This window comes from Mycobacterium terramassiliense (assembly GCF_900157385.1).
GTDB classification, from domain to species: domain Bacteria; phylum Actinomycetota; class Actinomycetes; order Mycobacteriales; family Mycobacteriaceae; genus Mycobacterium; species Mycobacterium terramassiliense.
Window position 1 is genome coordinate 1,376,165 of the sequence record NZ_LT717701.1, and the last position, 24,869, is coordinate 1,401,033.

Genomic DNA, 24,869 nt, shown 5'->3' on the forward strand with positions numbered 1-24,869 from the left:
CTGCCGGAAGGGACCGTGGTTTTCTCCGCCGACAACCACATCTCGCTGGCCGCCGACATCTTCTACGAGCGGTTCCCCGAGGAGCTCAAGGACAAGGCGCCGCGGATCTGGTACGAGGACGGCGCCTATCAGGTGGGGCGCAAGGGCCAGTCATTCCTGCCGGGTGACTTCAGCGCGGTGCTGATGCAGTACGACGACCTGCCCGGGGCCGCCAGCACCAACATCGAGGCCCGCATCCAGGAGCTGCACGAGGACGGCGTCGACAAGGAACTGGCCTTCCCCAACGCGGTGCTGGCGCTGTTTCACTACCCGGACAAGAAGCTTCGCGAACTCGCATTCCGCATCTACAACGAGTACATCGCGGAGCTCCAGGAGCGCTCCGACGGCCACTTCTACGGCGCCGGACTGATCAACTGGTGGGATCCGCAGGGCGCGCGGCGCACCCTGGAAGAGCTGAAATCGTTGGGGCTCAAGACGTTCCTGCTGCCGCTGAACCCCGGCAAGGACGACGACGGCAACCCGATCGACTACTCGAGCACGTCCATGACCCCGGTCTGGGACGAGATCGAAGCCGCCGGCCTTCCGATCACCCACCACATCGGCGAGACGCCCCCGAAGAGCCCGACCGAGTTCAACAGCGTCGTTGTCGGCATGATGATCAACATCGACGGATTCCGGGAAACGTTCGCCAAGTACATCTTCGGCGGCATCCTCGACCGGCATCCGGCGCTGCGCCTGGGCTGGTTCGAGGGCGGCATCTCCTGGGTGCCGTGGGCGTTGCAAGACGCCGAGCACCTGGTGGCGTCATATCAGCACATGTTCAACCGGCCGCTGGAGCACGACGTGCGCTACTACTGGGACAACCACATGAGCGCGTCGTTCATGGTCGACCCCCTCGGTCTGCAGTTGATCGACCAGATCGGGGTCGACAAAGTGATGTGGTCCAGCGACTACCCGCACAACGAAAGCACCTACGGCTATTCCGAAAAGTCGCTGGCCGCCGTCGTCGACGCCGTCGGACCGGAGAACGCGGCACGCATCGTCAGCGGCAACGTGACCAAATTCCTGGGTCTGTAGTGACGGCTTTCGCGCCGGCGGGCGGGCTGGCGATCCCCGAAACACCCGACCTGACGCGGATGCGCCGCGAGACCGGAGCCCGGCTGCGGGCTGCGATGGCCGACCGCGGCGTCGACGCGCTGATCCTGCTGGGCAACAGCGCGGTGGTCTACGCCACCGGGACGAGTTGGCCGCTGGGCGACGCGGGAATGTCCTACGTCGAGCGGCCGGTCGCGGTGGTGGTCGCCGCCGACGAGTGGCCGCACCTGTTCCTGCCGTTCCGTGAGGGCGCCGCGCACGAGTCCGAGCTGCCCGCCGACCACCTGCACGGGCCCGTCTATCTCGAATTCGACGAGGGCGTGGCCGATTTCGCCCGCCGGCTGGCCGATCTGATACCGGCCGGGGCCGTGATCGCGGTGGACGAGTTCACCGGTGCCATGTCGCGCGCTGCGACGACGCTGTTTCCCCACGGCGCGCCCGCCGATGCGTCCGCCATCGTCAGTGCCGCCAAGGTCGTCAAGACCCCGGATGAACTGGCCTGCATCCGCACCGCGGTTCGGATCACCGACGAGGCGATGGTCGACGTGCACAAGGCCCTCGCTCCCGGCGTCCGCCAGATCGACCTGTCGGCCGGCTTTTTGCGGCGGGCCTTCGAGTTGGGCGCCATGGCCAGCATGCTGGAACCGATCTGGCAGGTGATGCCGCCCAGCAAGGCGGCAGGGGTGTGGACGACGCACGGCGATCTGGCCCTGCCGCTGTTGAGCACCGAGCGCGAATTGGCCGAAGGCGACGTGCTGTGGACCGACGTCAGCATCACCTACCACGGCTACTGCTCGGACTTCGGGCGCACGTGGCTGGTGGGCCGCGACCCGTCACCGCGGCAACGCGCGCAGTTCGACAAGTGGCAGGAGATCATGACCGCCGTCGAGGGCGTGGCCCGCGCCGGCGCTACCGCCGGTGATCTGGGCCGGGCCGCCATTGCGGCCAACGGTGGCAGCCGGCCGTGGCTGCCGCACTTCTATCTCGGCCACGGCATCGGCGTCAACGCGGCCGAGATGCCCATGATCGGAACGGATCTCGGGCAGGAGTTCGACGACAACTTCGTCCTGCAGCAGGGCATGGTCCTGGTGCTGGAGCCGGTGGTCTGGGAGGACGGCACCGGTGGCTACCGCAGCGAAGAGGTCGTGGTGATCACCGAGGAAGGCACGACTCGATTGACCGACTACCCCTACACCCCCTATGGCCCTCATGTCCGTTGAGGTTTGCCCCGACGATCGGGCGCTGCGCTCGGGGCGGCGCCGGCGGGCGCTCGAGCAGATGGCGGCGCACGACCTGGACGTCCTGGTCCTCGGGCGCCAGGCCAACATCCGCTACGTCACCGGCGCCCCGCAGCTGTGGGTCGCCGGAACCCGGCCGTTCGGCCCGGCCTGCGTGCTGGTGCGCGAAACCGGCGCGATCCACCTGCTCAGCACCTGGGACGAAGGCGTTCCCGACGACATCCCGCACGAGAACCTCTATGGCATCTCGTGGAACCCGGTGAACACCATGTCCGCGCTGCGGCGCATCGACGGGGCGGCCTCCGCGCGCCGCGTCGGAACCGACGCCCTCTCACCGGCTTTCGCGCAGCTGCTGCCAACCGCTTTCCCCAACGCCGAACTGGTCGACGGGGAACTCGCGATGCGCGCCGCCCGGCGCATCAAGACGGCTGAGGAGGTGGCGGCGCTGCGGGAGGCGATCGCGATGGCCGAAACAGGCCTGGCCGCCGCGGTGGCCGAGCTGCAGCCGGGCGTGCGCGAACAAACGCTGGCCGGCGTCATGCTGGAGGCGATGGCGGCCGGCGGCGTGAGTGCGCCGTCCAATCAGGAATTCGCCTGGATTACTTCGCCGGATCACCCGTGGCGGCGGGTCAACGGTGACCACCGCAACGGGCGCGTTCGAGATGGCGACCTGGTGGCGTTCTCGGCCGGCGTGCTCGCCGGCGGCTACATGGGTGAGGTCGGCCGGACATGGCCCGCGGGCGGTGTCGGCGGTGCGCCCGCCCTGTATCGCCGGTGGGACAACCTGTGCGCCAAGCTGTTAGCGGCATGCCGGCCCGGCGCGGCGGCCGGCGAACTGCTCGCCGCCTACGACGCGGCGGGCGAGCCGGCGCCCCCGATGCCTTTGGCCCGGGGCCTGGGCATGGGCTTCGACCCGCCGGTGGTGTCCAAGCACCTTCCCCTGACCGCGGCCGAGGAGCGACTGGAGCCGGGAATGGTGCTGGCCGTCACCGGCTATGTCTGGCAGCAAGGAGTCGGCGCGGTGTTCGGGCGCGAGGCGGTGTTGATCGCCGCCGACGGCCCCGAAATGCTGACGTCGAGCCCGCATTGGCAGGGATGATGCCGCGCCACATCAACCTTCGCGCCGACACGCCGAAATCCCGCGCAGTGGTTTATGTCTCGCAGGCATAGCCCGCCCGCCGAGCCAGATGACGAGAAGGTCATCCGGTACCAGAAGGACGCCGAGACCCGTATCGCCACGATCACCTTCGACCGGCCGAGCCACCTGAACGCGCCGACGATCGCGGCGCGGCTGCGCTATGCCGACCTGTTGCACCGGGCCGGCATCGACGACGACGTCAAGGTGCTGGTGGTCCGTGGCGAAGGTGACGACCTGGGCTCCGGCGCCGATCTGACCGAGGAAATGCGGGTGCAGGATTCGGTGGATCAGGGCCCACGGCTTGCCGAGTACCGAATCGGCGCGGACGAGGTCAACTTCCCGCCCGAAGGCTCTTTTCGGCGCGGCGCCACCCTCGGGCAGTGGTATGCCAACCCGAACTCCGGCATCCGCGGGCTACAGGACTTCAAGAAGATCAGCATCCTCGAGGTCAAGGGCTACTGCTACGGCTGGCACTTCTACCAGGCGGCCGACGCCGACTTGGTGATCGCCAGCGACGACGCCCTTTTCGGCCATCCCTCGTTCCGGTATTTCGGCTGGGGCCCGCGCATGTGGTGGTGGGCGCAGACCATGGGCATCCGGAAATTTCAGGAAATGGTTTTCACCGGAAGGGCTTTCACCGCCGCCGAGATGTACGACTGCAACTTTCTCAACAGGGTTGTTCCCCGGCAAGAACTCGAGGCAGAGGTGCAGAAGTACGCGCTGGCCTGCGCCCGCAACAGGCCCACGGACACCGTGTTCATGCAGAAGGTCTTCTTCGAAATCATGAAGCAGTTTCAGGGCGAATACCTGGGCAGCATGCTCAGCGGCTTCTTCGAGTCGGTGGGCGGCAAAGCCCAGCGGGACGCCGACGGCGACTTCACGCTCGACGACGCGATCCAGCGGGGACTGAGCGACGCGGTCAAGGACAACGACGACAAGTTTCCGCCGGACTGGCGCCTGAGCAAGAAGGGCCGCGGCAAGAAGGACGCCAAGGGGAAGAGAAAGCGCTAGTGGCACAACCGCTTCCCGAATTCCCGCTGGCCGGCTATACCGTGGTTGACCTCTCCACCGGGATAGCGGGCGCCTACGGCACGAAGTTGCTGGCCGACGGCGGTGCCGAGGTAGTCAAAGCCGAACCGCCGGAAGGCGATCCGCTGCGTCTCTGGTCGGCCTCGGGCGCCGCCATCCCGCCCGGTGAGGATGGCGCGCTGTTCAGCTTCCTTGCCGGATCAAAGCACAGCGTCGTTGCCGATCCCGATGTCGGTGACGACGTCGCGCTGGTCCACGGGCTGCTGGCCGCCGCGGAGGCGGTGGTTTGGTCGGGTGGGTCGAGACTGGCCGAAAGCCCGCACTTCACGCCGGCCGCCATCCACGACCGCCATTCGCACCTCACCGTCTTGTCGATCACGCCGTTCGGGCTGCAGGGGCCCTGGCGGCACCGGGCGGCCACCGAGTTCACGCTGCAGGCCTGGTCCGGGGGAATCATCGGGCTCGGACGTGGCGAGCCCGACCTCGCGCCGGTGTTCGTCGGCGGGCAGGCCGGGGAATACCTGGCCGGGGTCTACGCCAGTGCTGCGTTGCTGGCATCGCGGTACGGCGGCGGCCCGGGGCAACTGCTGGACCTTTCGATGCTGGAGACGCAGATCCTTTGTCTGACTTACTATCCCGTCACCTACTTCGAAATGCTCGGACGCCCGTGGCGGGACCAGAGACGACTCACCGTGCCGGGTGTTGCCCGCGCCAAAGACGGCCTGGTGGACCTCGGCTGTGGCACCGCGCAACAGTGGTTCGACCTCTGCGCGATGGTGGGACACCCCGAGTGGATCGATGAGGAATCGCCGCTGACGATCACCGAGCAGGCCAACGTCCACGCCGACGAGATCTACGCGTGGGTCGAGAGCAACACGGTCGACGACATCCGCGAACTGGCGACGGCGTTCCGGATCCCGAACGCGCCGGTTGCCAACGGCGCCAACGTCGCAACGCTCGACCACTTCCGCGAACGCGGATCGTTCGTGCGCAACCCGCGAGGATTTCAGCAGCCGGGGCATCCGTACCGCATCGGGCCCGCCCGGCTTCGCCCGCCGGGCCCGGCGCCGCGGCTGGGGGAGCACACGTCGCGCTACCGAACCGCCGGTGCCGCCGCCCGGCCGGCGCCGCAAGCCGCGAAAGAGCGCCCAAACCAGCTGCCGCTGAGCGGACTTCGCGTGTTGGACATGACGACGTTCTGGGCCGGCCCGTGCGGCACCCACTTTCTGGCTATGCTCGGCGCCGAAGTCATCCACCTGGAATCCGCCCGCCGTCCCGACGGCACCCGCCTGATTGCCGGCATCCCGACCACCGAAGCCCAGTGGTGGGAGAAGTCCCCGATCTTCGCGGCGCTGAACACCAACAAGAAAGGGTTGACGCTGGACCTGCAGAGCCCGCGCGGCCGGGAGCTGCTGTGCCGGCTCATCGCGACGTGCGACGTGGTCGCGGAGAACTTCACGCCCCGGGTGCTGGACCAGGTCGGGCTGGATTTCCCTGCGATTCAAGCGATCAGGCCCGACACCGTCCTGTTGCGGATGCCCGGGTTCGGCCTGGACGGCCCGTGGCGCGACAACCCGGCGTTCGCCTATGTCATCGAGGCCGCGGCGGGCGTGAGCTGGATGACCGGCTACCCCGACCGTGCGCCGTACGACCCGTATTCGATCGGCGATCCCAACGCGGGTATGCATGCGCTCAACGCATTGCTGCTGGCGCTGGAGCATCGTCGCCGCACCGGCCAGGGCGTGCTGGTAGAGGCGGCGATGGTGGACGCCGCGCTCAGCATCTGCGCCGAGCAGGTCATCGAGCACTCCGCCTACGGCGCGCTGTTGGCGCGGGCCGGCAACCGGGGACCGACCGCGGCGCCGCAAAACCTCTACCGCAGCGCCGATATCGACGAATTCGGCCGCCCCGACAGCTGGGTCGCGATCGCGGTCGCGACCGACGACCAGTGGGCGCGCCTGGTCGAGGCGCTCGGGTCGCCCCCGTGGGCGAGCGATCCCGGGCTGGCCACCGCGGCCGGCCGGGCGGCGCACCACGACCTGATCGATGAGCACCTGGCCAAGTGGTGCGGCCCCCGCGGCCGCGACGAGATCGTCACCGCCCTCTGGCAGGCCGGCGTGCCGGTGGCCAAGGTCATGCAGCCGCATCGCCAGACGGAATTGGAACAGCTGGCGTTCCGGCGCTTCTTCGAGGAGGTCGACCACCCGGTGAACGGTCCGGCGCGGCTGAGCACCGTCCCGATGAGGTTCTCCGCCGGACCCGGCACGTTTCACGCCCGGCACGCACCGCTGCTCGGCGAGCACAACCGCGAATTGCTGACCGAGCTGGGTTTGACCGACTCGGAGATCGCCGACCTGGAAGCCGACGGCGTGATAGGGCAGGCGCCCGCGATTCGCGCCGCGACGTGACCGGTGGTGGTCGATCCGTCACATCCGTGACCGCTGCGGAGTCTAGCGGGTATGAACGCACTACTGCATCGAAGCGTCTTGGCCCTGTTGGGCTTCGGCGGCGCTGTCACGGGCGGGTGGGCCTACGCGGCGCCGCGCCACTGGTATGACACCTTTCCCGGCATGGGCATGAGCTGGCTGCCGCAGCTTGGCCCGTACAACGAGCACTTCGCCAAAGACGTCGGGGCGATGTTTCTGGCATTGACCGCCGTCACCGCCGTGACGTTCGTGCTGGTGGCCAACCAAACCCTCGTCAGGGTCACCGCGCTGATGTGGCTCGTCTTCAACGCGCTGCACTGCGTGTATCACCTGTCGATGCTGCAGATGTACGACACCCGGGATGCGACGGTGAACGGAATTCTATTGCCCCTGGCCGTGTTGGCTGCCGTGGCATTGTTCATCCCGGTACGGGTCTCTAGTGAGCCCAGCCCTCGGCGGCCTGTTCGTCGAACGTACCGTCAATCCGCTCGAACCGACGCTTGACCGACGCGCGCGCCGCCTCGTGCGGCAGCACGTACAGGCGGTTGGCCACGATCGCGTCGGCCGTCAGCCTGGCGACCTCGTCGACACTCACGCCCTCGTCCTGCGCCGGCAGCGGGCCGAGCGAGCCCGTCACGTCGGGCGTCGACGCCAGCCCGTAATCGGCGCCCCGGATGCGTTCCGAGTTGGAGATCAGCTTGGTCTCCACCACCATCGGGCATAGCACCGATACGCCGATGCCGTTGTCCTTGACCTCGCGGGCCAGCGTCTCCGCCAGGGCCACGACGCCGTACTTGGCGACGCCGTACGCACCCAGGCCCGCGTTGGGCACCAGTCCGGCGAACGACGCGGTGAACGCGATGTGGCCCTCGGTGCCCTGCTCCAACATCCTCGGCAGGAAGGCCTCGACGGCGTGGATCGAGCCCCACAGGTCGATGTCGATCACCCAGCGCCAGTCGTCGTGCGTCATTGCCGAGATCGGGCCCGCGACCACGATCCCGGCGTTGCTGAACAGCACGTCAACGCTTCCGAGCAGGCGAAAGGCCTCGTCCGCGAGGTGAACCATCTCCTCGAGATGCCGCACGTCGCACTGCACCCCGTGCGCGTCAAAGCCCTCGGCGCGCAGGTGCGCCACGGCCTGTTCCAGCGCCGGCTGGTCGACGTCGGCGAGCACGAGCCGCGCCCCGCGGCGGGCAAACTCGGTGGCGGTGGCCAAACCGATGCCGCTCGCGCCACCGGTGACCACCGCGGCGCGTCCTTCGAATCCGTCCATACGACGGCAGCCTATTTCAGGCAGCTACCCGCATCGATGGGCAGGGTCACCCCGGTGACGTAGCGGGACTCATCGGAGGCGAAGAACAGCACCGCGTTGCTGATGTCCAACGGTTCCACCCACGGCACCGGCAGCGTGTGGAACATCTGGCAGATCGGCGCCATGTCGTCGGGGCCCGGGTTCTCCAAATCCGGCCGGAACATGCGCCAAGTCCCCTCGTTCATGATCATCGCGGTGCTGACGTGCGTGGGATGTACGGAATTGACGCGAATCATCTTCTGCCCCAACTCAACCGCGAAGGCACGCATCAGCCCGACAACGCCGTGCTTGGCGGCGACGTAGTGGCCGGTGTGCGGGTAGGCCTTGAGTCCGCCGACCGAGCTGGTCAGGATGATCGATCCGCCGCGGCCGCCGGCCAGGATGTGCGGAACACCGGCTTTCACCGTCTTCCACACGCCCGACAGGTTGACGTCGATCATCTCCGTCCAGTCCTCTTCGCTGGTTTTGTCCAGCGTTTCACCGCCATTGCCGATGCCCGCGTTGGCCACGATGATGTCGAGCCGGCCCAGCTGCTCCACACCGCTGTCGACGGCGGCCTTCAGCGCGGCGTAGTCGCGCACGTCGACTTCGGCCGTGACGACGCGGCGGTTGTGGCCCTTGACGAGGTCGGCCGTCTCCGCCAGATCCTCGGGCGTCGACGCCGGAATCGCCGTGTCCGCGAGGCCCTCACGGATGGGCTTACAGATGTCGACGGCGATGATGTCGGCGCCCTCTTGCGCCAACCGCACCGCGTGGCTGCGGCCCTGACCGCGCGCCGCCCCGGTGATGAAAGCGACTTTGCCTTCAACACGTCCAGTCATTAGCTCTTACCTCATTTCTCAACGGCTCAGCCGAGAACGGCCGGCATGGTCTCCCATCCCCGAACGGTGGAAGTCGGGGACAGCTTGGCGTCGGCAAGGTCGACGTCCCAGTCGGGAAAGCGCTTCAAGATCTCTTCGAGCGCGATGCGCCCCTCCAGGCGGGCCAGCGCCGAGCCCAGGCAGTAATGGGTGCCGACACTGAACGTCAGGTGTTGGCGAGGCTCGCGGCGGATGTCGAAAACGTCTCCGTCCGGCGGGAATTGGCGGTGATCACGGTTGGCCGCGCCGACGAGCATCATCATCACGCTGCCCGCGGGCACCCGCTGGCCGTAGTACTCGACATCGCGGGTGACGTACCTGGCGACGTGGGGCGCCGGCGGTTCGAAGCGCAGCAGCTCCTCGATCGCCGCGGGGATCAGCGACCGGTCGGCGACCAGCGCGCGGCGCTGCTCCGGGTGTTCGGCCAGCACCTTGCCGGCCCACCCGATCAGCCGGGTGGTGGTCTCGTTGCCGGCGCCGGAGACCACGCTGATGTAGATGAGGAGTTCCTCGCGGGTAAGCCGGCGCACGGTCCCGGTCTCGTCCTCGAACTCGGCGTGCAGCAGTTCGGTCATGATGTCGTCGGAGGGATGCTCGGCGCGCCAGTCGATGAACTGGCCGAAAAATTCGCCGTTCATCATGTGGTCGGCCGTCGCATCCATCGGCTTGCCCGCCTCGGTGCGCAGGTTCGCGTTGGCGCGATCCCGCGCGGCTTGCTGGTATTCCTCGGGAATGCCCAGCAACATGCCGATCACCCGCATCGGCATCTGCGCCCCGAGGTCGGCGACGAAGTCGAACCGGTCCGCACCGACCAGCGGATCCAAACTGCGAGCACAGAATTCGCGGATCTTGGGCTCGAGGTCGTTGATCTTGCGCGGCGTGAACATCCGGGACAGCAGCCTGCGATGGACGTCATGGATCGGCGGATCCTCGAACAGGATCACCCCCGGCGGAATGTCGATGTTCGCCTTGATCAGCTCGAGGATCGCGCCCTTCGCCGAGCTGAAGGTCTGGTAGTCGACCAGCCCGCGGTCCACGTCGTCGAAACGGCTCAGCGCGAAGAAGTCATGCTGCTCGTTGTAGTACAGCGGCGCCTGTTCGCGCAGCCGCCGAAACATCGGGTAGGGGTCGGCGTTCAGCCCCACGTCGTACGGATCGAAGTGGATTTCGCTGGGCGCGCTCAGTGTCACGGGTGGTCAATCCCTCTCGCCGGAACCGCGTTCCCCCCGGAATCGCGGATCGTGCCGCATGTGACTCTGTCATCACCCGTCGACGGGTGTCAACGGCGAATCCGTTTTGGCTAGGTGTCGTTCTAGATATTAGAGAATCTGATTCTCAGGAGGCAAACTGCGTGCGCTATTTGCTCAGGTTCCCACACCGGAAGGGGCCGCCCCGAGGGGTCAGCCGACGAATCCGCGTGAGCAGAAATCCCACACCTCGTCGGCGGTGATGGGGTGAATCGTCGCGTCGTCGGAGCCGCCGCTGGATTGCGCGATGAACATGACGGTCTGCATGGCCATGGCGGCGATCCGCCGGGGGTTGACCCCCGCGCGCAGCTTGCCGGCGTCGGAGGCCGCCTCCATGAGCTCGGTGAGCAACGCCAGCAGGGGGGCGTGGGCGACCTTGACCTCGGCGGGATGCGTCACCAACAACCGTGGCGCAAAGTCGGTGAACAGGGGGCGCTTGGCCGTCGGGTCGGGGCGTGACGCCTCGTACAACAGCTCGATGGCGACCTTCAGACGCTCCAGCGGATCGGTCTGGCTCTCGGTGGCCGCCCGGATCTGGTCGGCCGAACGGCTCAGCGCGTCCTCGAACAGCGCGAGCAGTAGCTCATGCTTGCCGTCGAACTGCAGGTAGAAGCTGCGCAACGACTGGCGGGAGCGGTCGACGACCTCCTGGACGGTAAAGTCGGTGCTGCCCTTTTCGATGATGATGGCCTGCGCCGCGTCGAGGAAGCGCTGAACGCGCTGCGCCGCCCGCAATTTCGCGGTTTTGATGGATCGTTCGACGGCGCGCTGCTTCCAGGCGGGCTCTTCGCTTGGGCTCGTCACGGTCGGCTCAGGGGATTGCCGCGTGGGGAGAACATGATTGGACTCTACCGGAGAACGCCGTGCCATCGGTGCGCTCGACCCCCTATGGACGCCGTGTCGGAGATTGTAACTTTCTCACGACGAGAATACTATTCTCTTAGACGCGTGTATGGAAGCGCAATCGCAAGAGCATAACCAGCCGTGCCGGAGAATCCGGAAACCGCCATTCGAGGAGTGCAGTGCAGCTGACCTTTGACGCCGACGTCGAGGCGTTCCGCGCCGAGTTCGTGGCCTTCTTGGACGCACACCTCCCGTCGGAGGCCGAGGCGGTCGAGCGCCCGCGGTCGAGTTCGCACATCCCGGAATGGGCCCGGCGCTGGCAACGGCTGCTCTTCGACAGCGGCTGGCTGCTGCCCGGCAATCCACCCGAATTCGGGGGCCGCAACGCCACGCTCCTGCAGCAATACGTGTACCTGGAGGAGTTGGGGCGCCGGCGCATCTATCAAAGCTTCAATCCGCAGGGTGTGGGCATCATCGCGGCGTCGTTGTTGACGTTCGGCACCGAGGAGCAGAAGCGGCGATGGGCGGTGCCGATTCTGCGTGCCGAGATCACCGCGTCGCTGGGGATGAGCGAGCCCGGCGCCGGCTCGGACCTGGCGTCGCTGAAGACACGGGCGGTGCTGGACGGGGACCACTTCGTCGTCAACGGGCAGAAGGTCTGGACGTCGGGCGCGCACGACGCCGACGTGCTGTTGGCATTCGTGCGCACCGATCCGGGCAAGCCGAAACACAAGGGCATCAGTGCGTTGATGATCCCCACCGATACCCCCGGTGTGGTGCGCCGCCCCTTCGCGTCGATGTGTGACGACGACGAAATCGACTTCAACGAGGTGTTTTTCACCGACGCGCGGGTGCCGGCCGAGAATCTGGTGGGTGAACTCGACGGGGGCTGGCGCGTCGCGACCGGTTCGCTCGGCCACGAACGGGTCATGCTGTGGATGGGATATGTCGACTTATTGCGCGAGCTGACAATCGATTTCACTCCGTCGGGAGCCCTTCAGCGCGACCGCTACGCGACCCTGGTGATGGATTCCTATGCGCTGCGGCTGTTGGGATCGGCGGCCCTGGCGCGCGCGGCCGGCGGGCAGGAGGACGTGCCCGCGCAGTCGGTGCTCAAGCTGCTCGGCTCCGAGGCCCTGCAGCGCGCCTCCGAGGACGCGCTGGGCGCCGCGGGCGCCGACGGGCTCGCGTACCACGCGGTCACCGCGCCGTTCGCTCCGCTGAACCTCGACAGCCACTACCGCAGCTGGTTCGACCGGTACGCGCGCAGCTTCGCCGCGACCATCGCCGGCGGCACGTCCGAGATTCAGCGGAACATCATCGCCGAGCGGGTGCTCGGCCTGCCGCGCAACTAGCGGGCGTCCGACCAGGCGTAGTAACCGATCGCGACGAGTCCGGCGGCGATCGACACCGCCCCTAATGCCATGCCCGCGAGGGCGATTCGCGGGTTGTCCGCTTCGCCGCGCTGCACTCGCCTGCGGGCGACGTCGCCGGTTATCACCGCGGCTATCCCGAAGGGCACCCCGATGAGCAGCCAGCAGGTGAGGAGCGCAACTAGGCCCACGAGCAGCGAAGCGACGCCGACCTCGTTTCGCGGCGCATCGGGTTGACTCATCGCGTCCCATCCTCGTGGTTGCCAGACGAGTCTACGCGCAGGAACGCGGTCGGCCGTTACAGCTGGGCCAGCCTTGGCGCAAAGCCTTTGGCTCGCAATATCGTTCCGGCCTCGCGGGTCAACTCCCGGCTGCTGCCCAGCAGCGCGTCGAGCAGCAGCGACCGCTTGACGTGGCGATGCAGCGGGTGCTCGGCGGTAAAACCGATGCCGCCCAGCACCTGCTGGCAGTGCCGCGCGGCGGTCAGCGCGGCCTGACCGGCCGCGGCCTTGGCGAGCAGGGCGGCCAAGCCGTCCGCGTCGTCCGGCGGTGCGGCGGCGGCCAGGGTCGCTTCGGCGCCCTCGATCGCGACCAGCGTCTCGGACAGCCGGTGCCGGATCGCCTGAAAGGAGCTGATGTGCCGGCCGAATTGAACGCGATCCAGGGCGTGCTGGCGTGCCAGGGACAGCATCGCCCGGCTGCTTCCGACCAGCCACCAGCCGACCGCCCGCCGGCCGGTGGCCAGCGCCGCCCGCGGCAGCGGATCCCCGTGCGCCACGTGGTGTATCGGCAGCTCGCCGTCGAGCGCCGAACCGGAACCGTCGCCGGGCTCCCACTGCACCCAGCGGCCGCCGGCAAACGGCAGCGGCGGGGTGCCCCCGGCCGCCGCGCCGGCCGCGCTCAGCACGACGTCGTTGAGCACGGAGGCGTGCGCGCCGGTCTCGCCCAGCAGCCGGAACACCAAAGGTATTGCGATATCGGGTATTTCATCGAGCATGTCGCGCCAGCCGACCTCGGACAACGCCGCGTCGAGCTTGGCACCGCTCGCGGCGGTCATGGTGGTGCGCAGGGAATCGGCCAGCATGCGCAGCGCCTCGGGATCCACGATTCACTCCTTCCTGAGGTCGAGCAGCCGGCGGGCGATGATGTTGCGCTGGATCTCGGCGGTTCCGCCATAGATGGTGGCCGCGCGCGAGTACAAGTACTCCGCGCGCCACGGTGTGTCGTCGAGTTCGACCGTCGCGGGCAGCAAATCGCGGACGGTGTCGTAGAGCCGTTGCTCGGCGGTGGCCAGCAGCACCTTGTCGATGGAGGTGTCGGCCCCGAGCCGCGCACCGTCACCCAGCCGGCGCTGGGTGTCACGCGACCGGCAGCGCACCGTGTGAAGCGCGAGATAGGCCGCGCCGAGCGCGGATTCGTCCGGGTCCCCGGCGGCTGAAGTCTCGGCGATGAGTTCATCGAAGCGCGAATACAGGTAGGCGATCCGCTGCCAGAAGCAGGTGGAACGCTCATAGGGCAGCAGGTCCATCGCCAGTCGCCAGCCGTCGCCCGGCCGGCCCAGCATCCGGGCCGCCGGGACCACCACATCGTCGTAGTACACCTCGCAGAACTCGTCGACGCCGTGCATGGTGCGCAGCGGACGAATCGTGATGCCCGGGGTGTCCAGGTCGACGAAGAAGGCCGTGATTCCGTCATGGCCCGGCGCGGTGCGGGTGAGCAGGACGCAGCGCGTCGAGAACTGCGCGAAGCTGGTCCAGACCTTCTGTCCGTTGATGATCCAGTTGTCGCCGTCGGGCGTGGCGCGGGTGGTCAGCGAGGCGAGGTCGCTGCCGGACCCCGGCTCGGAAAAGCCCTGACACCATTGCTCGCGACCGCTCAGCAGCCGCGGCACCATTTCGGCGGCGAGTTCGGCCGGCGCGTAGTCGATCATCGTGGGCGCCAGCACCTCGAGCATCGAGTACGGACCGGGTTCGGCGAGCCGCCGCCCGACGACCTCTTCGCCGACGATCGCACGCAGCACGGCGGGCCCGCCCAGCCCGCCGACTTCCACCGGCCAGCCGTAGCGCATCCAGTCGGCGTCATACAGCGCGCGGCTGACCCGGGCGAATTGCCGCATGTGGCCCTGCAGCGAATGGTCGGGCCCGGGGCTCAGGTCATTGTCATCGAGCCACGCGCGCAGGCCCGCCCGGAACTCCTCGACGTTCACGTCTCGGCTCTCAGGGCTGCGGGCGGCCGACCGCGTGCGGGCGCCCGGAATCGTGCACGCCGCTGCGGCGGATGAACGTCATCGCCCGGGTCTTCAGCCGCCACCCGTCGGTGGTGCGGACGTAGGTGTCGCGGTAGTAGCCGATTCGCATGTCATGGGTGGCGTGCTCGATGAAGCACAGCGGCTGGGTGCCGCTCGCCGCGTCGCCGTCGAGGTCGATCACCGCGGTTCCGGTGAGGAACAAGCCCTTTGGGGCCGCGGCCACCAGCTCCGGGAACCTGTCCAGCCGGTAAGTGTCACCGAAGGCGCTATAGGTGCCATCGGGGGTGAACACGGCGACGAGCCCGTCGATGTCCTCCTGGGTGATGGTGACCGCGTAGCGGGCGAGCAGCTGCTGAATCTCGACCAGGTCGTCAGTTCTGCTTGGTTGACTTGTCGACATAGACCTTGCCGCCTTTCATGACGAAGCTGACGTTCTGGGTAACCCGTATGTCTTCCAACGGGTTTCCCGGAACCGCGATGATATCGGCGAGCTGGCCCGGCGCGAGCCGTCCCCGGTCGGTCGCGTTGATCAGCTCCGCGGCGGTCACCGTGGCGGCCCGCAGCACCGCCAGTGGCGGCAGGCCCCAGTCCACCAGGGTGACCAGCTCGTCGGCGTTGCGGCCGTGCGGAATCGCGGGGGCATCGGTGCCCACCGCGATCTTCACGCCCGCCTCGTAGGCGGCCAGTATCGAGGTGCGCGCCTTCGGAAACATCTCGGCCGCCTTGGCCTGTAGCTCCGGCGGCGCGTGCGAGACGTCCATCGCATCGCCGTCGGCCAGCCGCCGGGTGCTGACCAGAAAGGTGCCGTGTTCGACGAGCTGCGCGATGGCGTCGTCATCGATGAGGAAGCCGTGCTCGATGCAGTCGATGCCGGCGGCGACCGCGTGCTTGACCGCCTCGGCTCCGTGCGTATGCGCGGCGACGCGCAGTCCCCGCCGGTGCGCCTCGTCGACGATGGCGCGCAACTCTTCGTCCGAATAATGTTGCGCACCAGGCGGTCCCGTCAGCGACATCACCCCGCCCGAGCAGCACACCTTGATCAGCTCGGCGCCGTGTTTGATCTGGTAGCGCACCGCCTTGCGGATCTCGTCGATGCCGTTGGCGATCCCCTCCTCGACCGTGAGATCCAGCACGTGCGGCGCGAACGCGGCGAACATCGTCGGGTCCAGATGGCCGCCGGTCGGGGTGATGGCGTGGCCGGCGGGTACCACCCGCGGCCCGTCGATCCAGCCCGCGTCGATCGCCTTGCCCAGCGCCACGTCGAGCAGGTAGCCACCCGTCTTGACGAAGAGCCCGAGGTTGCGCACGGTCGTGAACCCGGCGCGCAACGTCCGGCGGGCGTTGCCGACCGCCCGCAGCACCCGCGTCGGCGGGTCGTCCTGCACCTGGGACAGGCCGGGTCTTTCCCCGCGCCCGCCCATCAGGAGGTTGACCTCCATGTCCATCAGCCCGGGCAGCAGGATCTGGTCGCCCAGGTCGATCACCTCGCCCTGGGCGTCAGCACCCCCACCGTCGCCGATTGCGGCGATGCGGTCGCCGTCGATGTGCAGGACGCCGGGCCGAACGATCTCACCGGCGTCAACGTCGAGCAGCCCGGCGGCCTTGAGCGTCAGCACCTCTTAGATCACCGGCTCCCTGATCAGTTCCACCCACGCGGCGCCGCTGTCGGGCACGCGCGGCTGCTTCCACGCCTCGATCGGGAACGACACCATGACGAGTGACTGCATGATGTGCATCAGCGCGCGGGCGTCCTCGGGCAGGTCGTCCAGCGGGAACTTGTCGCAGTAGGCGATGACGTCGTCGAGGCGGGGGAATGCCGCATCGTAGAACGCCTGCATCTCGGTCATGGTAGACGCCAACCGCTTGGCGTAGCGCTCGGGTTCGGTGGCCAGGTCCCAATCCAAAAAGGGCTCCAGGTCGGCGAATTCAGACGGTAACTTTGCCATTGCCCTGGTACTCCTTCGCCCAATTGGCCACGTAGTCGCCGGTCGTCTTGTGCAGATGACGGATCAGGACTTCCTGATCGCACAACAGGAACCTGTTGACGACCCTGGTGCCGATCATGGTCTGGGTGGCCTCCAGCGTGTTGGCGTCCTGCAGCGCGTACTCCTTGAACGTCACGGCCGCCAACTCCTGGGCCAAGCGTTCCCGCGCGTTGCGCGGCGGAACGAAATACAGCGTGCACTCGAAGGTGTGCTTGTCGACGGCGGTCGGCCAGTAGTGGTAGGTCAAATACCAGCCCGGCTCCCAGATCAGCAGCATGAAGTTCGGGTAGAACAGCCACGAGTCGATGCCCCACTGCGGCACCCGCTTGACGTTGACACCCGGCGGCAATTCGAGGTTCTCGATGATCTCCGGCTTGTCCCACGGACCGAACAAACCGCTGCGCAACACCTGGTCCAACGGCTTGACCATGGACATGTCCGGGGGCGGCGCCTGACCGCCCCACGTCGATTGCAGGCTGTGCGGGCCGGCCAGTTCGTAGTGCAGCGCCTCGTAGCCATACTTCTGGATCTTGGCGGCTTCCTCCTTGGTGTACTGCCCCTGGTGCAGGATCGGCGCGTGGTAGAACTCGATGAACGCGTCGATGAACAGCTTCCAGTTGCTGCCGACCTCGGCCCGGTAGGAGTAGGTCTCCGTCATCTCCCCGAAGGGATAGCCCTCGATGCTCTTGGCCAGCGGCCCGAGGTAGTCGGTGAGCGGCGCCGCGTTGTCGTCGAAGTTGATGAAGATGAATCCTTCCCACACTTCGCAGCGCACGGGCACCAGGCCGTACTGGCTCTTGTCGAGGCCGAAGAACTCGTCCTCCTGCTGGACGAAGGTGAGGTCGCCGTCGAGGCTGTAGCGCCACGCGTGGTACTTACAGGTGAACTGCCGGCAGGTGCCCGCGGTCTCCTCTTGCGGAAAGTCGTTCCACACCAACTTGTTTCCGCGGTGGCGGCAGACGTTGTGGTACGCCTTGACCGCCCCCTCCTTGGTCTTGACGACGATCACCGACATGCCCTTGCCCGCCGAGGGCAGCTCCTTGGTGAAGTAACTGCCGGTGCGCGGCAGCCGCTCGACCCGACCGACGTTGAGCCAGGTCTTCTTGAAGATCGCCTCGCGCTCGGCCTCGAAGAATGCCGGGTCGATCGAATCGGTGTAATCGACGGGCGCGGTCCCCAATTCGGGGTAGTTCTCTGTCCAGCTGCCGGCCGCCGGCTTGGGGAAGTGGGGCAAGGCTCTAACCTTTCTGGTTCTCGGGCTGTACGCCGAAAGCGTTGATGGCCATCGCGAGCGCGATGTAGCCGCCGATGGTGAATACCAGGTCCATCCGCTGGCGCTCGTCGAGCCGTTCGCACAGGGCGGTCCACGTCTGATCCGAGATATTCGACTTCTCGTCGAGCTCGTCGACGGCGGTGAATACGGCGCGCTCGAACTCGTCGTCGGCTTCGCCGGTTCGCGCGGCGGCGATCTCGGCCTCGGTCAGGCCGGCTTCCTTCGCGATGTCCACGTGGTGTGACCACTCGTAGGCGCATTCACGCCGGTGGGCGACTCGCAGGATCGCCTGCTCGCGCACGCGCGGCGGGAGGGAGGAACCGAGCAGCAGGTACCCGCCGAACCGCAGGTAGGCCCGGGCCAGTTTCGGGTGACGCGCGAGCGTCGACATGAGCGTGCCGGCGTCCCGGGGATTTCGCCGTTCCGGTGGCAACATGCCCGACAGTGCCTGCTCGACGGCATCGTCCCATTGATCGGCAGGCAGCGGCTGCAGGCGCATCCGCGGTCTCCTCTCGGCGTCCTCGCAAGCAACTCTCGGTCAAAGAGAATCAGATTCTCATTTCTAACTAACAGAGTTGCATGATTCGGTCGGCTGGTCAATGCCGACCGCGAAGATGCGGACCGGACGCGCGCCCGCGCGGCCCCGAGCGCGGCGCTGCCGGTCCCGGGCCTGCCGCGGGAACGCGGGGGTCGCGCAGGGGCGGCATTTCTGTTGTCCCTTCGTCGCTTCGGGGGCGCGCCCGGCCTGATTGCGTAGCCGCTGGTCAGGCGCGGGCGGTTCGCGCGCGGGGTCGCTGGATGTTGATTCTCGCTGCACGAGAAGATAGTTTTCAAATAGTGATCTTGGCGCCCGGCGATGATTCGCCGATGCTGTGCGGGAGCGGCGCGTCCGAATCGCTCAGCTGGATCAGACTTGGAGAGGACTGGCCATGAACAAAGAAGACATGATCCTGATCAGCGTCGACGACCACACCGTCGAGCCGCCCGACATGTTCAAGAACCACCTGTCGAAGAAGTACATCGACGACGCGCCCCGGCTGGTGCACAACCCCGACGGCTCCGACATGTGGAAATTCCGCGACACCGTGATCCCGAACGTGGCGCTCAACGCGGTCGCCGGCCGGCCCAAGGAGGAGTACGGCATCGAGCCAACCGGGCTCGACGAGATCCGGCCGGGTTGTTACAACGTGGACGAGCGGGTCAAGGACATGAACGCCGGCGGCATCCTGGCCTCGATCTGCTTTCCGTCGTTCCCCGGTTTCGCCGGGCGGCTGTTCGCCACCGAGGACCACGACTTCTCGATCTCGCTGGTGCAGGCCTACAACGACTGGCACATCGACGAGTGGTGCGGGGCGTACCCCGCGCGGTTCATCCCGATGGCCATCCCGGTGATCTGGGATGCCGAGGCGTGCGCCGCCGAAGTGCGCCGGGTGTCGAAGAAGGGCGTGCACGCGCTGACCTTCACCGAGAACCCGGCCGCGATGGGCTACCCCAGCTTCCACGATGAGTACTGGAACCCGCTGTGGAAGGCGTTGTGCGACACCAACACCGTGATGAACGTGCACATCGGCTCGTCGGGCCGGCTCGCGATCACGGCGCCCGACGCGCCGATGGACGTGATGATCACGCTGCAGCCGATGAACATCGTGCAGGCCGCCGCGGACCTGCTGTGGTCGCGGCCGATCAAGGAGTACCCCGACCTGAAGATCGCCCTGTCCGAGGGCGGCACCGGCTGGATCCCCTACTTCCTCGAGCGGGCCGACCGTACGTTCGAAATGCACTCCGCGTGGACCCACCAGAACTTCGGCGGCAAGCTGCCCAGCGACGTCTTCCGCGAGCACTTCCTGACGTGCTTCATCAGCGACAAGGTGGGCGTCGCGCTGCGCAACATGATCGGCATCGAGAACATCGCCTGGGAGGCCGACTATCCGCACAGCGACTCGATGTGGCCGGGTGCGCCCGAGGAACTGTGGGAGGTGTTGTCCCGCAACGACGTTCCCGACGACGAAATCAACAAGATGACCCACGAGAATGCCATGCGCTGGTACTCGTTCGACCCGTTCACCCACATTACGCGCGAACAGGCGACGGTCGGCGCCCTTCGCAAGGCCGCCGAGGGGCACGACGTGTCCATCAGGGCGCAGGGCCACGAAAAGGACTCCCGAGGCGGCTCGTCGTTCGCGGATTTCGCGGCCAACGCGAAAGCCCTTACCGGCAACACGGACTGACCGCACCCCCGGACTAGCTTGTGCGCCGGTGCCTGTAACCGATTGAAGGAGACCTAGCCGTGCCCGGCGCAGGAATGAACTTCGAGCTGACCGATGACCAGGAGCTGATCCGCCGGTCGGTCGCCGAATTGGCCGGGAAATTCGACGACCAGTACTGGATGGAAAAGGACCAGGCGCACGAGTTTCCCGCCGAGTTCTACAAGGCCATCGCCGACGGCGGCTGGCTGGGCATGACGATCCCCACCGAATACGGCGGCCACGGCCTCGGCATCACCGAGGCCACCATCCTGCTCGAGGAGGTGGCGAAATCCGGTGGCGCCATGAACGCCGCCAGCTCGATCCACCTGTCCATCTTCGGCATGCAGCCCGTGGTGGTGCACGGTTCCGACGAGCTCAAGGCCCGCACGCTGCCCAAGGTTGCGACGGGCGAAGTGCACGTCTGCTTCGGCGTGACCGAACCCGGCGCCGGGCTCGACACCTCGCGCATCACCACCTTCGCCAAACGCGACGGCGATCGCTACATCGTCAACGGCCGCAAGGTGTGGATCTCCAAAGCCATGGAGTCCGACAAGATCCTGCTGCTCACCCGCACCCAGAGCTACGAGGAAGTCACCAAGAAGACCGACGGGATGACGCTGTTCATCACCGATCTGGACCGCAGCCGCGTCGACGTGCGCCCGATCCGCAAGATGGGCCGCAACGCCGTCAGCTCCAACGAGTTGTTCATCGACAACCTGGAAGTGCCGGTCGAGGACCGAATCGGCGAGGAGGGCAAGGGGTTTCAGTACATCTTGGATGGCCTGAACCCGGAGCGGATGCTGATCGCCGCCGAGGCCCTTGGCATCGGCCGGGTGGCGCTGGACAGGGCGGTGAAGTACGGCAACGAGCGGGAGGTCTTCGGCCGGCCGATCGGCATGAACCAGGGCCTGCAGTTCCCGCTCGCCGACTCACTGGCCCGCCTCGACGCCGCCGAACTCATGCTGCGCAAGGCCACCTGGCTGTACGACAACGGCAAACCCTGTGGCCGTGAGGCCAATACCGCCAAGTACCTGTGCGCGGATGCGGGTTTCACCGCCGCGGACCGCGCGTTGCAGACCCACGGCGGCATGGGGTACGCCGAGGAATACCACATCACGCGCTACTTCCGTGAGGCCCGGCTGATGAAGATCGCTCCGGTCAGCCAGGAGATGATCCTGAATTTCCTGGGATCCAATGTTTTGAAACTGCCCAAGAGCTATTGATGACCAATCCGCCCTTCGCGCGCACCGGGGGATCGGCGTTGGTGAGCGGGGCCCGCGGCCAACACGACCACCCGAATTTCGTTGCGGCGCCGGGCCGAACCCGCACCGGGAGGGCGCTGCCGGTGAACGGCGGCATGGTGAAGTGAGTAAGCCCGACGAACGCGTGCTGCTGTCCGAGGATCGCGGCGGCGTGCGCACGCTGACCCTGAACCGTCCGCGGCGCAAGAACGCGATCAACCCTCAGCTGTGGCTGGCGTTGCGGGACGCCCTCGACGAGGCCGGTCGCGACCGCGGCGTGCGCGCGCTCGTCCTCACCGGTGCCGGGGGGAGCTTCTGCTCCGGCGCCGACATCTCGGTGCCCGAGGACATTCATCCGAAATACAAGCTGCAGCGCCTGACCGACGTCGCCCTGGCCTTGCATGAGCTCCCGGTTCCGACGGTGGCCAAGGTGACCGGGGTCGCGGTCGGGGCGGGATGGAACCTGGCGCTGGGTTGCGATCTGGTGGTCGCGACGCCGGAATCCACGTTCTGTCAGATCTTTTCCAAGCGCGGCCTGTCGATCGACCTGGGTGGTTCCTGGCTGCTGCCGAAACTTGTTGGCCTGCAACAGGCCAAGCGGCTCGCGCTGCTCGCCGAGACGATCGATGCGGCCGAGGCACAAGCCCTCGACCTGGTGACCTGGGTGGTGTCCGGCGCGGAGATCGACGCGTTTGTCGAAGATCTCGCCGACCGGCTCGCGGCCGGTCCGCCGTTCGCGCTCGCCCAAACCAAGGCCCTGCTGAACGAGGGCGCCGACCGCACCATGCGCGACGCGCTGGCCAACGAGGCCCGCGCCCAAATCGGCAACTTCGCGACCGCGGACGCGGCGGCCGCCTATGCCGCCTTCGCCGACAGACGCGAGCCGTCGTTTACTGGTCGGTGGGCGTTGTCGAGATCCGACGGAGAACAAACGGAGTGAAGATGCGTGAGACAGTCATCGTCGAGGCGGTACGGACGGCGGTAGGCAAGCGCAACGGCGGGTTGTCCGGCATGCACGCCGCCGACCTGTCCGCGGTCGTCCTCAACGAGGTGCTGGAACGCGCCGGGGTGGGCCCCGAGCTCGTCGACGACGTGATCTGGGGATGCGTCTCCCAGGTCGGCGACCAATCCAGCAACATCGGGCGCTACGCGGTCCTGGCGGCCGGCTGGCCGGAAACCATCCCCGGGACCACGGTCAACCGGGCGTGCGGTTCCAGCCAGCAGGCGCTGGATTTCGCCGTCCAGGCGGTGATGTCGGGTCAGCAGGACGTCGTCGTCGCCGGCGGTGTGGAGGTGATGAGCCGCGTACCGCTCGGCGCGGCAAGGGCCACCGGCATGCCCTACGGCCCGAAAGTCCTTGCGCGCTATGACGACTTCTCATTCAACCAGGGCCTGTCGGCGGAGATGATCGCGAAGAAATGGGGGTTTTCCCGCGGGCAGCTCGACGAGTACTCCGCCCAGTCCCACGAGCGCGCGGCCGCCGCCCAAGACGGCGGCGCGTTCAACGAGCAGATCGTTCCCGTGTTCACCGATGACGGGGCCGTGGTCGCCGACGAGGGTGTGCGCCGCGGGACCACCGTGGAGAAGCTGGCCGGCCTCAAGCCCGCGTTCGTCGACGACGGCGTCATCCACGCGGGCAATTCCTCGCAGATCTCCGACGGGGCGGCGGCGCTGCTCGTGACCACGTCGGAGATGGCGGTCGAGTTGGGGTTGACGCCGCTGGTGCGCTACCGCGCCGGCGCCGTCACCGGGGCGGACCCGGTGCTCATGCTCACCGGCCCCATTCCGGCGACCGAGAAGGTGCTGACCAAGGCCGGCGTCTCGCTCGCGGAGGTGGGAGTCTTCGAGGTCAACGAGGCGTTTGCGCCGGTCCCGCTGGCCTGGCTGGCGGAAACGGGTGCGGACCCGGGCCGGACGAATCCGCTGGGCGGTGCCATCGCCCTGGGGCACCCGCTGGGCGCGTCCGGCGCGGTGCTGATGACGCGCATGGCGCACCACATGCGGGATAACGGCATCCGATACGGGCTGCAAACGATGTGCGAAGGCGGCGGCACGGCCAACGCCACCCTGGTCGAGCTGGTCTCATAGCGCTCGCTGCGCGCGGTCTCTTCTGAGACCCTTGTCACAGCGGGCAAACCAACCTACTGTGTGTTCAGTAGGTTGATCGATCCCAGGGGAGCCCACTTGTCCGTCGCCCGGCGATACGACACGCTGCTCGCCAAGGGAGAGGACCGCAAGCAGCGGATCCTCGACGTCGCGCAGCGCCTGCTCACCCGCAACGGCTGGCGCAACACCACCCTCGCCCAGATCGCCGGCGCGGCCGGGGTCACCCCCGCGGGTCTGCTGCATCACTTCGAATCCAAGGAGCAGTTGCTGCACGCGGTGCTCGACGCCCGTGACGCCGACGACGAGTCCCACGCCGACCGGAAGGGTGATCTGCTGGTCGAGATCGCGCGGGTCGCCGATCGCTTCACGCGGGCGCCCGACATGGTCGGCACGTTCACCGTGCTGCTGATCGAGAACATCGATCCCGACGCCCCGCTACACGACCGCATGCTGTTCAGGCAGCGCGAGGCCATCGACATCGTCGCGGAGCTCATCCGGAGCGGCCAGGCCGACAGGCGGTATCGCACCGACATAGACCCCGCCGTCAAGGCAGTAGAAATCCTCGCCTTCGTCCACGGAATGGAAACAATATGGTTGCTCGATCCTTCGATACCGCTGACCGCCGCGTTCAAGGAGTACGCGGAGGCGCTGGCACGGGACTTCGCGCCGCCGGCGACGAGCGGGACGACATGAGGTACCGGCTCGACGTCGTCGCCTCCAGCGTCGTCGACGTGGTGCGGTTCGCCGGCGGCTGGCTCTTCGACCGGGCGATGGCGGGCTGGGACGTCACCGTGCTGCTGACCGACCTGGCCGACCACCCCGACACCCGGCCGCTGCAGATCGTCGGCGCCCAGACGCTCGACCTCGAAGACGCCCTGGCGGCGGTGGACTCGCGGCCCCGTCCCCAGGCCCTGGCGGCCGCGGCGGACCTGTTCGGGTGCGACTCGCGGGTGCGGCAGGGCGTGTTGCAGGCCCTCGATCACGGGGTCACGGAGGTGACGCTGTGGGGGGAGAGCTGGCCGGCCGAGCTCGATGAGAGCGTCGGGCTGGTCCAGCACCGGCTGAGCATGGCCGCGAAGATCTTCAAGGCCCAGGCGCTTGGGGCGACGGCCGCGCCGCACGGCTCGATCGGTTACATCGAAACGTTCCGTAGCGGGCTGCTGGCGGGGCCGTCGGTAGCCGCCGACCTGGTTCCCGCGAGCTAGTCAC

Annotated in this window: 26 protein-coding genes; 14 read left to right on the plus strand and 12 right to left on the minus strand. The window is 67.4% G+C overall.

Annotation, left to right across the window (positions count from 1 at the left end; genetic code table 11):
* Positions 1 to 15 precede the first annotated feature (15 nt).
* Genes MTAB308_RS21225 through MTAB308_RS21250 form a run of 6 tightly spaced genes read left to right on the plus strand, consistent with a single transcriptional unit; the run spans position 16 to position 7,430 of the window.
* Positions 16 to 1,077, plus strand: a complete 1,062-nt coding sequence (locus MTAB308_RS21225) for an amidohydrolase family protein (RefSeq protein ID WP_173842262.1) — start codon at positions 16 to 18, stop codon at positions 1,075 to 1,077.
* A 59-nt stretch (positions 1,078 to 1,136) separates the two neighbouring features.
* Entirely contained in the window at positions 1,137 to 2,315 is a 1,179-nt protein-coding gene (locus MTAB308_RS21230; protein ID WP_173842263.1) for a M24 family metallopeptidase, read from the plus strand.
* On the plus strand, positions 2,305 to 3,432 hold the full coding sequence (locus MTAB308_RS21235; protein ID WP_077104609.1) for a M24 family metallopeptidase: 1,128 nt from the start codon (positions 2,305 to 2,307) through the stop codon (positions 3,430 to 3,432). The genes MTAB308_RS21230 and MTAB308_RS21235 overlap by 11 nt, the downstream gene beginning before the upstream one ends.
* Before the next feature lie 54 nt (positions 3,433 to 3,486).
* Entirely contained in the window at positions 3,487 to 4,482 is a 996-nt protein-coding gene (locus MTAB308_RS21240; RefSeq protein ID WP_077101879.1) for an enoyl-CoA hydratase/isomerase family protein, read from the plus strand.
* On the plus strand, positions 4,482 to 6,908 hold the full coding sequence (locus MTAB308_RS21245; RefSeq protein WP_245831463.1) for a CaiB/BaiF CoA-transferase family protein: 2,427 nt from the start codon (positions 4,482 to 4,484) through the stop codon (positions 6,906 to 6,908). Before MTAB308_RS21240 ends, MTAB308_RS21245 begins: the two co-directional genes overlap by 1 nt.
* Before the next feature lie 51 nt (positions 6,909 to 6,959).
* The gene (locus tag MTAB308_RS21250; protein ID WP_077101881.1) at positions 6,960 to 7,430 is read left to right on the plus strand and encodes a hypothetical protein; all 471 of its coding nucleotides are present in this window, start codon (positions 6,960 to 6,962) and stop codon (positions 7,428 to 7,430) included.
* On the opposite strand, the gene MTAB308_RS21255 is transcribed toward MTAB308_RS21250, so the two are convergent.
* The 4 genes from MTAB308_RS21255 to MTAB308_RS21270 all read right to left on the minus strand — a co-directional run bounded on the left by MTAB308_RS21255 (position 7,363) and on the right by MTAB308_RS21270 (position 11,149).
* On the minus strand, positions 7,363 to 8,199 hold the full coding sequence (locus MTAB308_RS21255; protein WP_077101893.1) for an SDR family NAD(P)-dependent oxidoreductase: 837 nt from the start codon (positions 8,197 to 8,199) through the stop codon (positions 7,363 to 7,365). The genes MTAB308_RS21250 and MTAB308_RS21255 overlap by 68 nt on opposite strands.
* 11 nt (positions 8,200 to 8,210) lie before the next feature.
* Complete coding sequence (locus tag MTAB308_RS21260) at positions 8,211 to 9,059, minus strand: mycofactocin-coupled SDR family oxidoreductase (RefSeq protein ID WP_077101895.1); 849 nt, start codon at positions 9,057 to 9,059, stop codon at positions 8,211 to 8,213.
* 26 nt (positions 9,060 to 9,085) lie between these two features.
* A complete protein-coding gene (locus tag MTAB308_RS21265) occupies positions 9,086 to 10,288 on the minus strand; it encodes a cytochrome P450 (RefSeq protein ID WP_077101897.1) in 1,203 nt (400 codons plus the stop codon).
* A gap of 210 nt (positions 10,289 to 10,498) precedes the next feature.
* Positions 10,499 to 11,149 carry a TetR/AcrR family transcriptional regulator gene (locus MTAB308_RS21270; protein WP_066915795.1) on the minus strand — a complete coding sequence of 217 codons (651 nt, stop codon included), beginning with the start codon at positions 11,147 to 11,149 and terminating at the stop codon, positions 10,499 to 10,501.
* A gap of 218 nt (positions 11,150 to 11,367) precedes the next feature.
* On the opposite strand from MTAB308_RS21270, the gene MTAB308_RS21275 reads away from it, so the two are divergent.
* Positions 11,368 to 12,543: an acyl-CoA dehydrogenase family protein gene (locus tag MTAB308_RS21275; protein ID WP_077101899.1), complete on the plus strand. Its 1,176-nt coding sequence runs from the start codon at positions 11,368 to 11,370 to the stop codon at positions 12,541 to 12,543.
* Here the strand turns inward: MTAB308_RS21275 and MTAB308_RS21280 are convergent.
* The 8 genes from MTAB308_RS21280 to MTAB308_RS21315 are packed head-to-tail and all read right to left on the minus strand — an operon-like array spanning position 12,540 to position 18,566.
* Positions 12,540 to 12,803, minus strand: a complete 264-nt coding sequence (locus MTAB308_RS21280) for a DUF4190 domain-containing protein (RefSeq protein WP_077101901.1) — start codon at positions 12,801 to 12,803, stop codon at positions 12,540 to 12,542. The two genes, MTAB308_RS21275 and MTAB308_RS21280, sit on opposite strands and share 4 nt — an antisense overlap.
* 56 nt (positions 12,804 to 12,859) lie before the next feature.
* Positions 12,860 to 13,645 (minus strand): acyl-CoA dehydrogenase family protein, encoded by a 786-nt coding sequence (locus MTAB308_RS21285; protein ID WP_077104613.1) that lies wholly within the window; start codon positions 13,643 to 13,645, stop codon positions 12,860 to 12,862.
* A gap of 24 nt (positions 13,646 to 13,669) precedes the next feature.
* Positions 13,670 to 14,767 carry an acyl-CoA dehydrogenase family protein gene (locus MTAB308_RS21290; protein ID WP_077101903.1) on the minus strand — a complete coding sequence of 366 codons (1,098 nt, stop codon included), beginning with the start codon at positions 14,765 to 14,767 and terminating at the stop codon, positions 13,670 to 13,672.
* Between the two features lie 10 nt (positions 14,768 to 14,777).
* On the minus strand, positions 14,778 to 15,209 hold the full coding sequence (locus MTAB308_RS21295; protein WP_077101905.1) for a nuclear transport factor 2 family protein: 432 nt from the start codon (positions 15,207 to 15,209) through the stop codon (positions 14,778 to 14,780).
* A complete protein-coding gene (locus MTAB308_RS21300) occupies positions 15,181 to 16,425 on the minus strand; it encodes a metal-dependent hydrolase family protein (protein WP_077101907.1) in 1,245 nt (414 codons plus the stop codon). Before MTAB308_RS21300 ends, MTAB308_RS21295 begins: the two co-directional genes overlap by 29 nt.
* Before the next feature lie 3 nt (positions 16,426 to 16,428).
* Positions 16,429 to 16,755, minus strand: a complete 327-nt coding sequence (locus MTAB308_RS21305) for a hypothetical protein (protein WP_077101909.1) — start codon at positions 16,753 to 16,755, stop codon at positions 16,429 to 16,431.
* On the minus strand, positions 16,736 to 18,028 hold the full coding sequence (locus tag MTAB308_RS21310; protein WP_077101911.1) for an aromatic ring-hydroxylating oxygenase subunit alpha: 1,293 nt from the start codon (positions 18,026 to 18,028) through the stop codon (positions 16,736 to 16,738). Before MTAB308_RS21310 ends, MTAB308_RS21305 begins: the two co-directional genes overlap by 20 nt.
* A 4-nt stretch (positions 18,029 to 18,032) precedes the next feature.
* On the minus strand, positions 18,033 to 18,566 hold the full coding sequence (locus tag MTAB308_RS21315) for a carboxymuconolactone decarboxylase family protein (protein ID WP_077101912.1): 534 nt from the start codon (positions 18,564 to 18,566) through the stop codon (positions 18,033 to 18,035).
* A 430-nt stretch (positions 18,567 to 18,996) separates the two neighbouring features.
* Here MTAB308_RS21315 and MTAB308_RS21320 point away from each other — a divergent pair, with 430 nt between their 5' ends.
* The 7 genes from MTAB308_RS21320 to MTAB308_RS21345 all read left to right on the plus strand — a co-directional run bounded on the left by MTAB308_RS21320 (position 18,997) and on the right by MTAB308_RS21345 (position 24,865).
* Positions 18,997 to 20,295 carry an amidohydrolase family protein gene (locus MTAB308_RS21320; protein WP_077101914.1) on the plus strand — a complete coding sequence of 433 codons (1,299 nt, stop codon included), beginning with the start codon at positions 18,997 to 18,999 and terminating at the stop codon, positions 20,293 to 20,295.
* Positions 20,296 to 20,369: 74 nt separating this feature from the next.
* Positions 20,370 to 21,536 (plus strand): acyl-CoA dehydrogenase family protein, encoded by a 1,167-nt coding sequence (locus MTAB308_RS21325; RefSeq protein WP_066915777.1) that lies wholly within the window; start codon positions 20,370 to 20,372, stop codon positions 21,534 to 21,536.
* On the plus strand, positions 21,536 to 21,682 hold the full coding sequence (locus tag MTAB308_RS29060; protein ID WP_157900998.1) for a hypothetical protein: 147 nt from the start codon (positions 21,536 to 21,538) through the stop codon (positions 21,680 to 21,682). The genes MTAB308_RS21325 and MTAB308_RS29060 overlap by 1 nt, the downstream gene beginning before the upstream one ends.
* Positions 21,679 to 22,494: an enoyl-CoA hydratase/isomerase family protein gene (locus tag MTAB308_RS21330; RefSeq protein ID WP_077101916.1), complete on the plus strand. Its 816-nt coding sequence runs from the start codon at positions 21,679 to 21,681 to the stop codon at positions 22,492 to 22,494. Before MTAB308_RS29060 ends, MTAB308_RS21330 begins: the two co-directional genes overlap by 4 nt.
* A 2-nt stretch (positions 22,495 to 22,496) precedes the next feature.
* Positions 22,497 to 23,642, plus strand: a complete 1,146-nt coding sequence (locus MTAB308_RS21335) for a thiolase family protein (protein WP_077104615.1) — start codon at positions 22,497 to 22,499, stop codon at positions 23,640 to 23,642.
* Between the two features lie 96 nt (positions 23,643 to 23,738).
* Positions 23,739 to 24,353 (plus strand): TetR/AcrR family transcriptional regulator, encoded by a 615-nt coding sequence (locus tag MTAB308_RS21340; protein WP_077101918.1) that lies wholly within the window; start codon positions 23,739 to 23,741, stop codon positions 24,351 to 24,353.
* Positions 24,350 to 24,865: a hypothetical protein gene (locus MTAB308_RS21345; RefSeq protein WP_077101920.1), complete on the plus strand. Its 516-nt coding sequence runs from the start codon at positions 24,350 to 24,352 to the stop codon at positions 24,863 to 24,865. The genes MTAB308_RS21340 and MTAB308_RS21345 overlap by 4 nt, the downstream gene beginning before the upstream one ends.
* Positions 24,866 to 24,869: the final 4 nt, after the last annotated feature.

Excerpts from the sequence above, each read along its gene's own strand:
- MTAB308_RS21230 (WP_173842263.1), top strand. The coding sequence starts at position 1,137 with ATGCGCCGCGAGACCGGAGCCCGGCTGCGGGCTGCGATGGCCGACCGC.
- MTAB308_RS21235 (WP_077104609.1), top strand. The coding sequence starts at position 2,305 with ATGTCCGTTGAGGTTTGCCCCGACGATCGGGCGCTGCGCTCGGGGCGG.
- MTAB308_RS21240 (WP_077101879.1), top strand. The coding sequence starts at position 3,487 with ATGTCTCGCAGGCATAGCCCGCCCGCCGAGCCAGATGACGAGAAGGTC.
- MTAB308_RS21250 (WP_077101881.1), top strand. The coding sequence starts at position 6,960 with ATGAACGCACTACTGCATCGAAGCGTCTTGGCCCTGTTGGGCTTCGGC.
- MTAB308_RS21255 (WP_077101893.1), bottom strand. The coding sequence starts at position 8,199 with ATGGACGGATTCGAAGGACGCGCCGCGGTGGTCACCGGTGGCGCGAGC.
- MTAB308_RS21260 (WP_077101895.1), bottom strand. The coding sequence starts at position 9,059 with ATGACTGGACGTGTTGAAGGCAAAGTCGCTTTCATCACCGGGGCGGCG.
- MTAB308_RS21280 (WP_077101901.1), bottom strand. The coding sequence starts at position 12,803 with ATGAGTCAACCCGATGCGCCGCGAAACGAGGTCGGCGTCGCTTCGCTG.
- MTAB308_RS21285 (WP_077104613.1), bottom strand. The coding sequence starts at position 13,645 with ATGCTGGCCGATTCCCTGCGCACCACCATGACCGCCGCGAGCGGTGCC.
- MTAB308_RS21295 (WP_077101905.1), bottom strand. The coding sequence starts at position 15,209 with ATGTCGACAAGTCAACCAAGCAGAACTGACGACCTGGTCGAGATTCAG.
- MTAB308_RS21305 (WP_077101909.1), bottom strand. The coding sequence starts at position 16,755 with ATGGCAAAGTTACCGTCTGAATTCGCCGACCTGGAGCCCTTTTTGGAT.
- MTAB308_RS21315 (WP_077101912.1), bottom strand. The coding sequence starts at position 18,566 with ATGCGCCTGCAGCCGCTGCCTGCCGATCAATGGGACGATGCCGTCGAG.
- MTAB308_RS21320 (WP_077101914.1), top strand. The coding sequence starts at position 18,997 with ATGAACAAAGAAGACATGATCCTGATCAGCGTCGACGACCACACCGTC.
- MTAB308_RS21325 (WP_066915777.1), top strand. The coding sequence starts at position 20,370 with ATGAACTTCGAGCTGACCGATGACCAGGAGCTGATCCGCCGGTCGGTC.
- MTAB308_RS29060 (WP_157900998.1), top strand. The coding sequence starts at position 21,536 with ATGACCAATCCGCCCTTCGCGCGCACCGGGGGATCGGCGTTGGTGAGC.
- MTAB308_RS21335 (WP_077104615.1), top strand. The coding sequence starts at position 22,497 with ATGCGTGAGACAGTCATCGTCGAGGCGGTACGGACGGCGGTAGGCAAG.
- MTAB308_RS21345 (WP_077101920.1), top strand. The coding sequence starts at position 24,350 with ATGAGGTACCGGCTCGACGTCGTCGCCTCCAGCGTCGTCGACGTGGTG.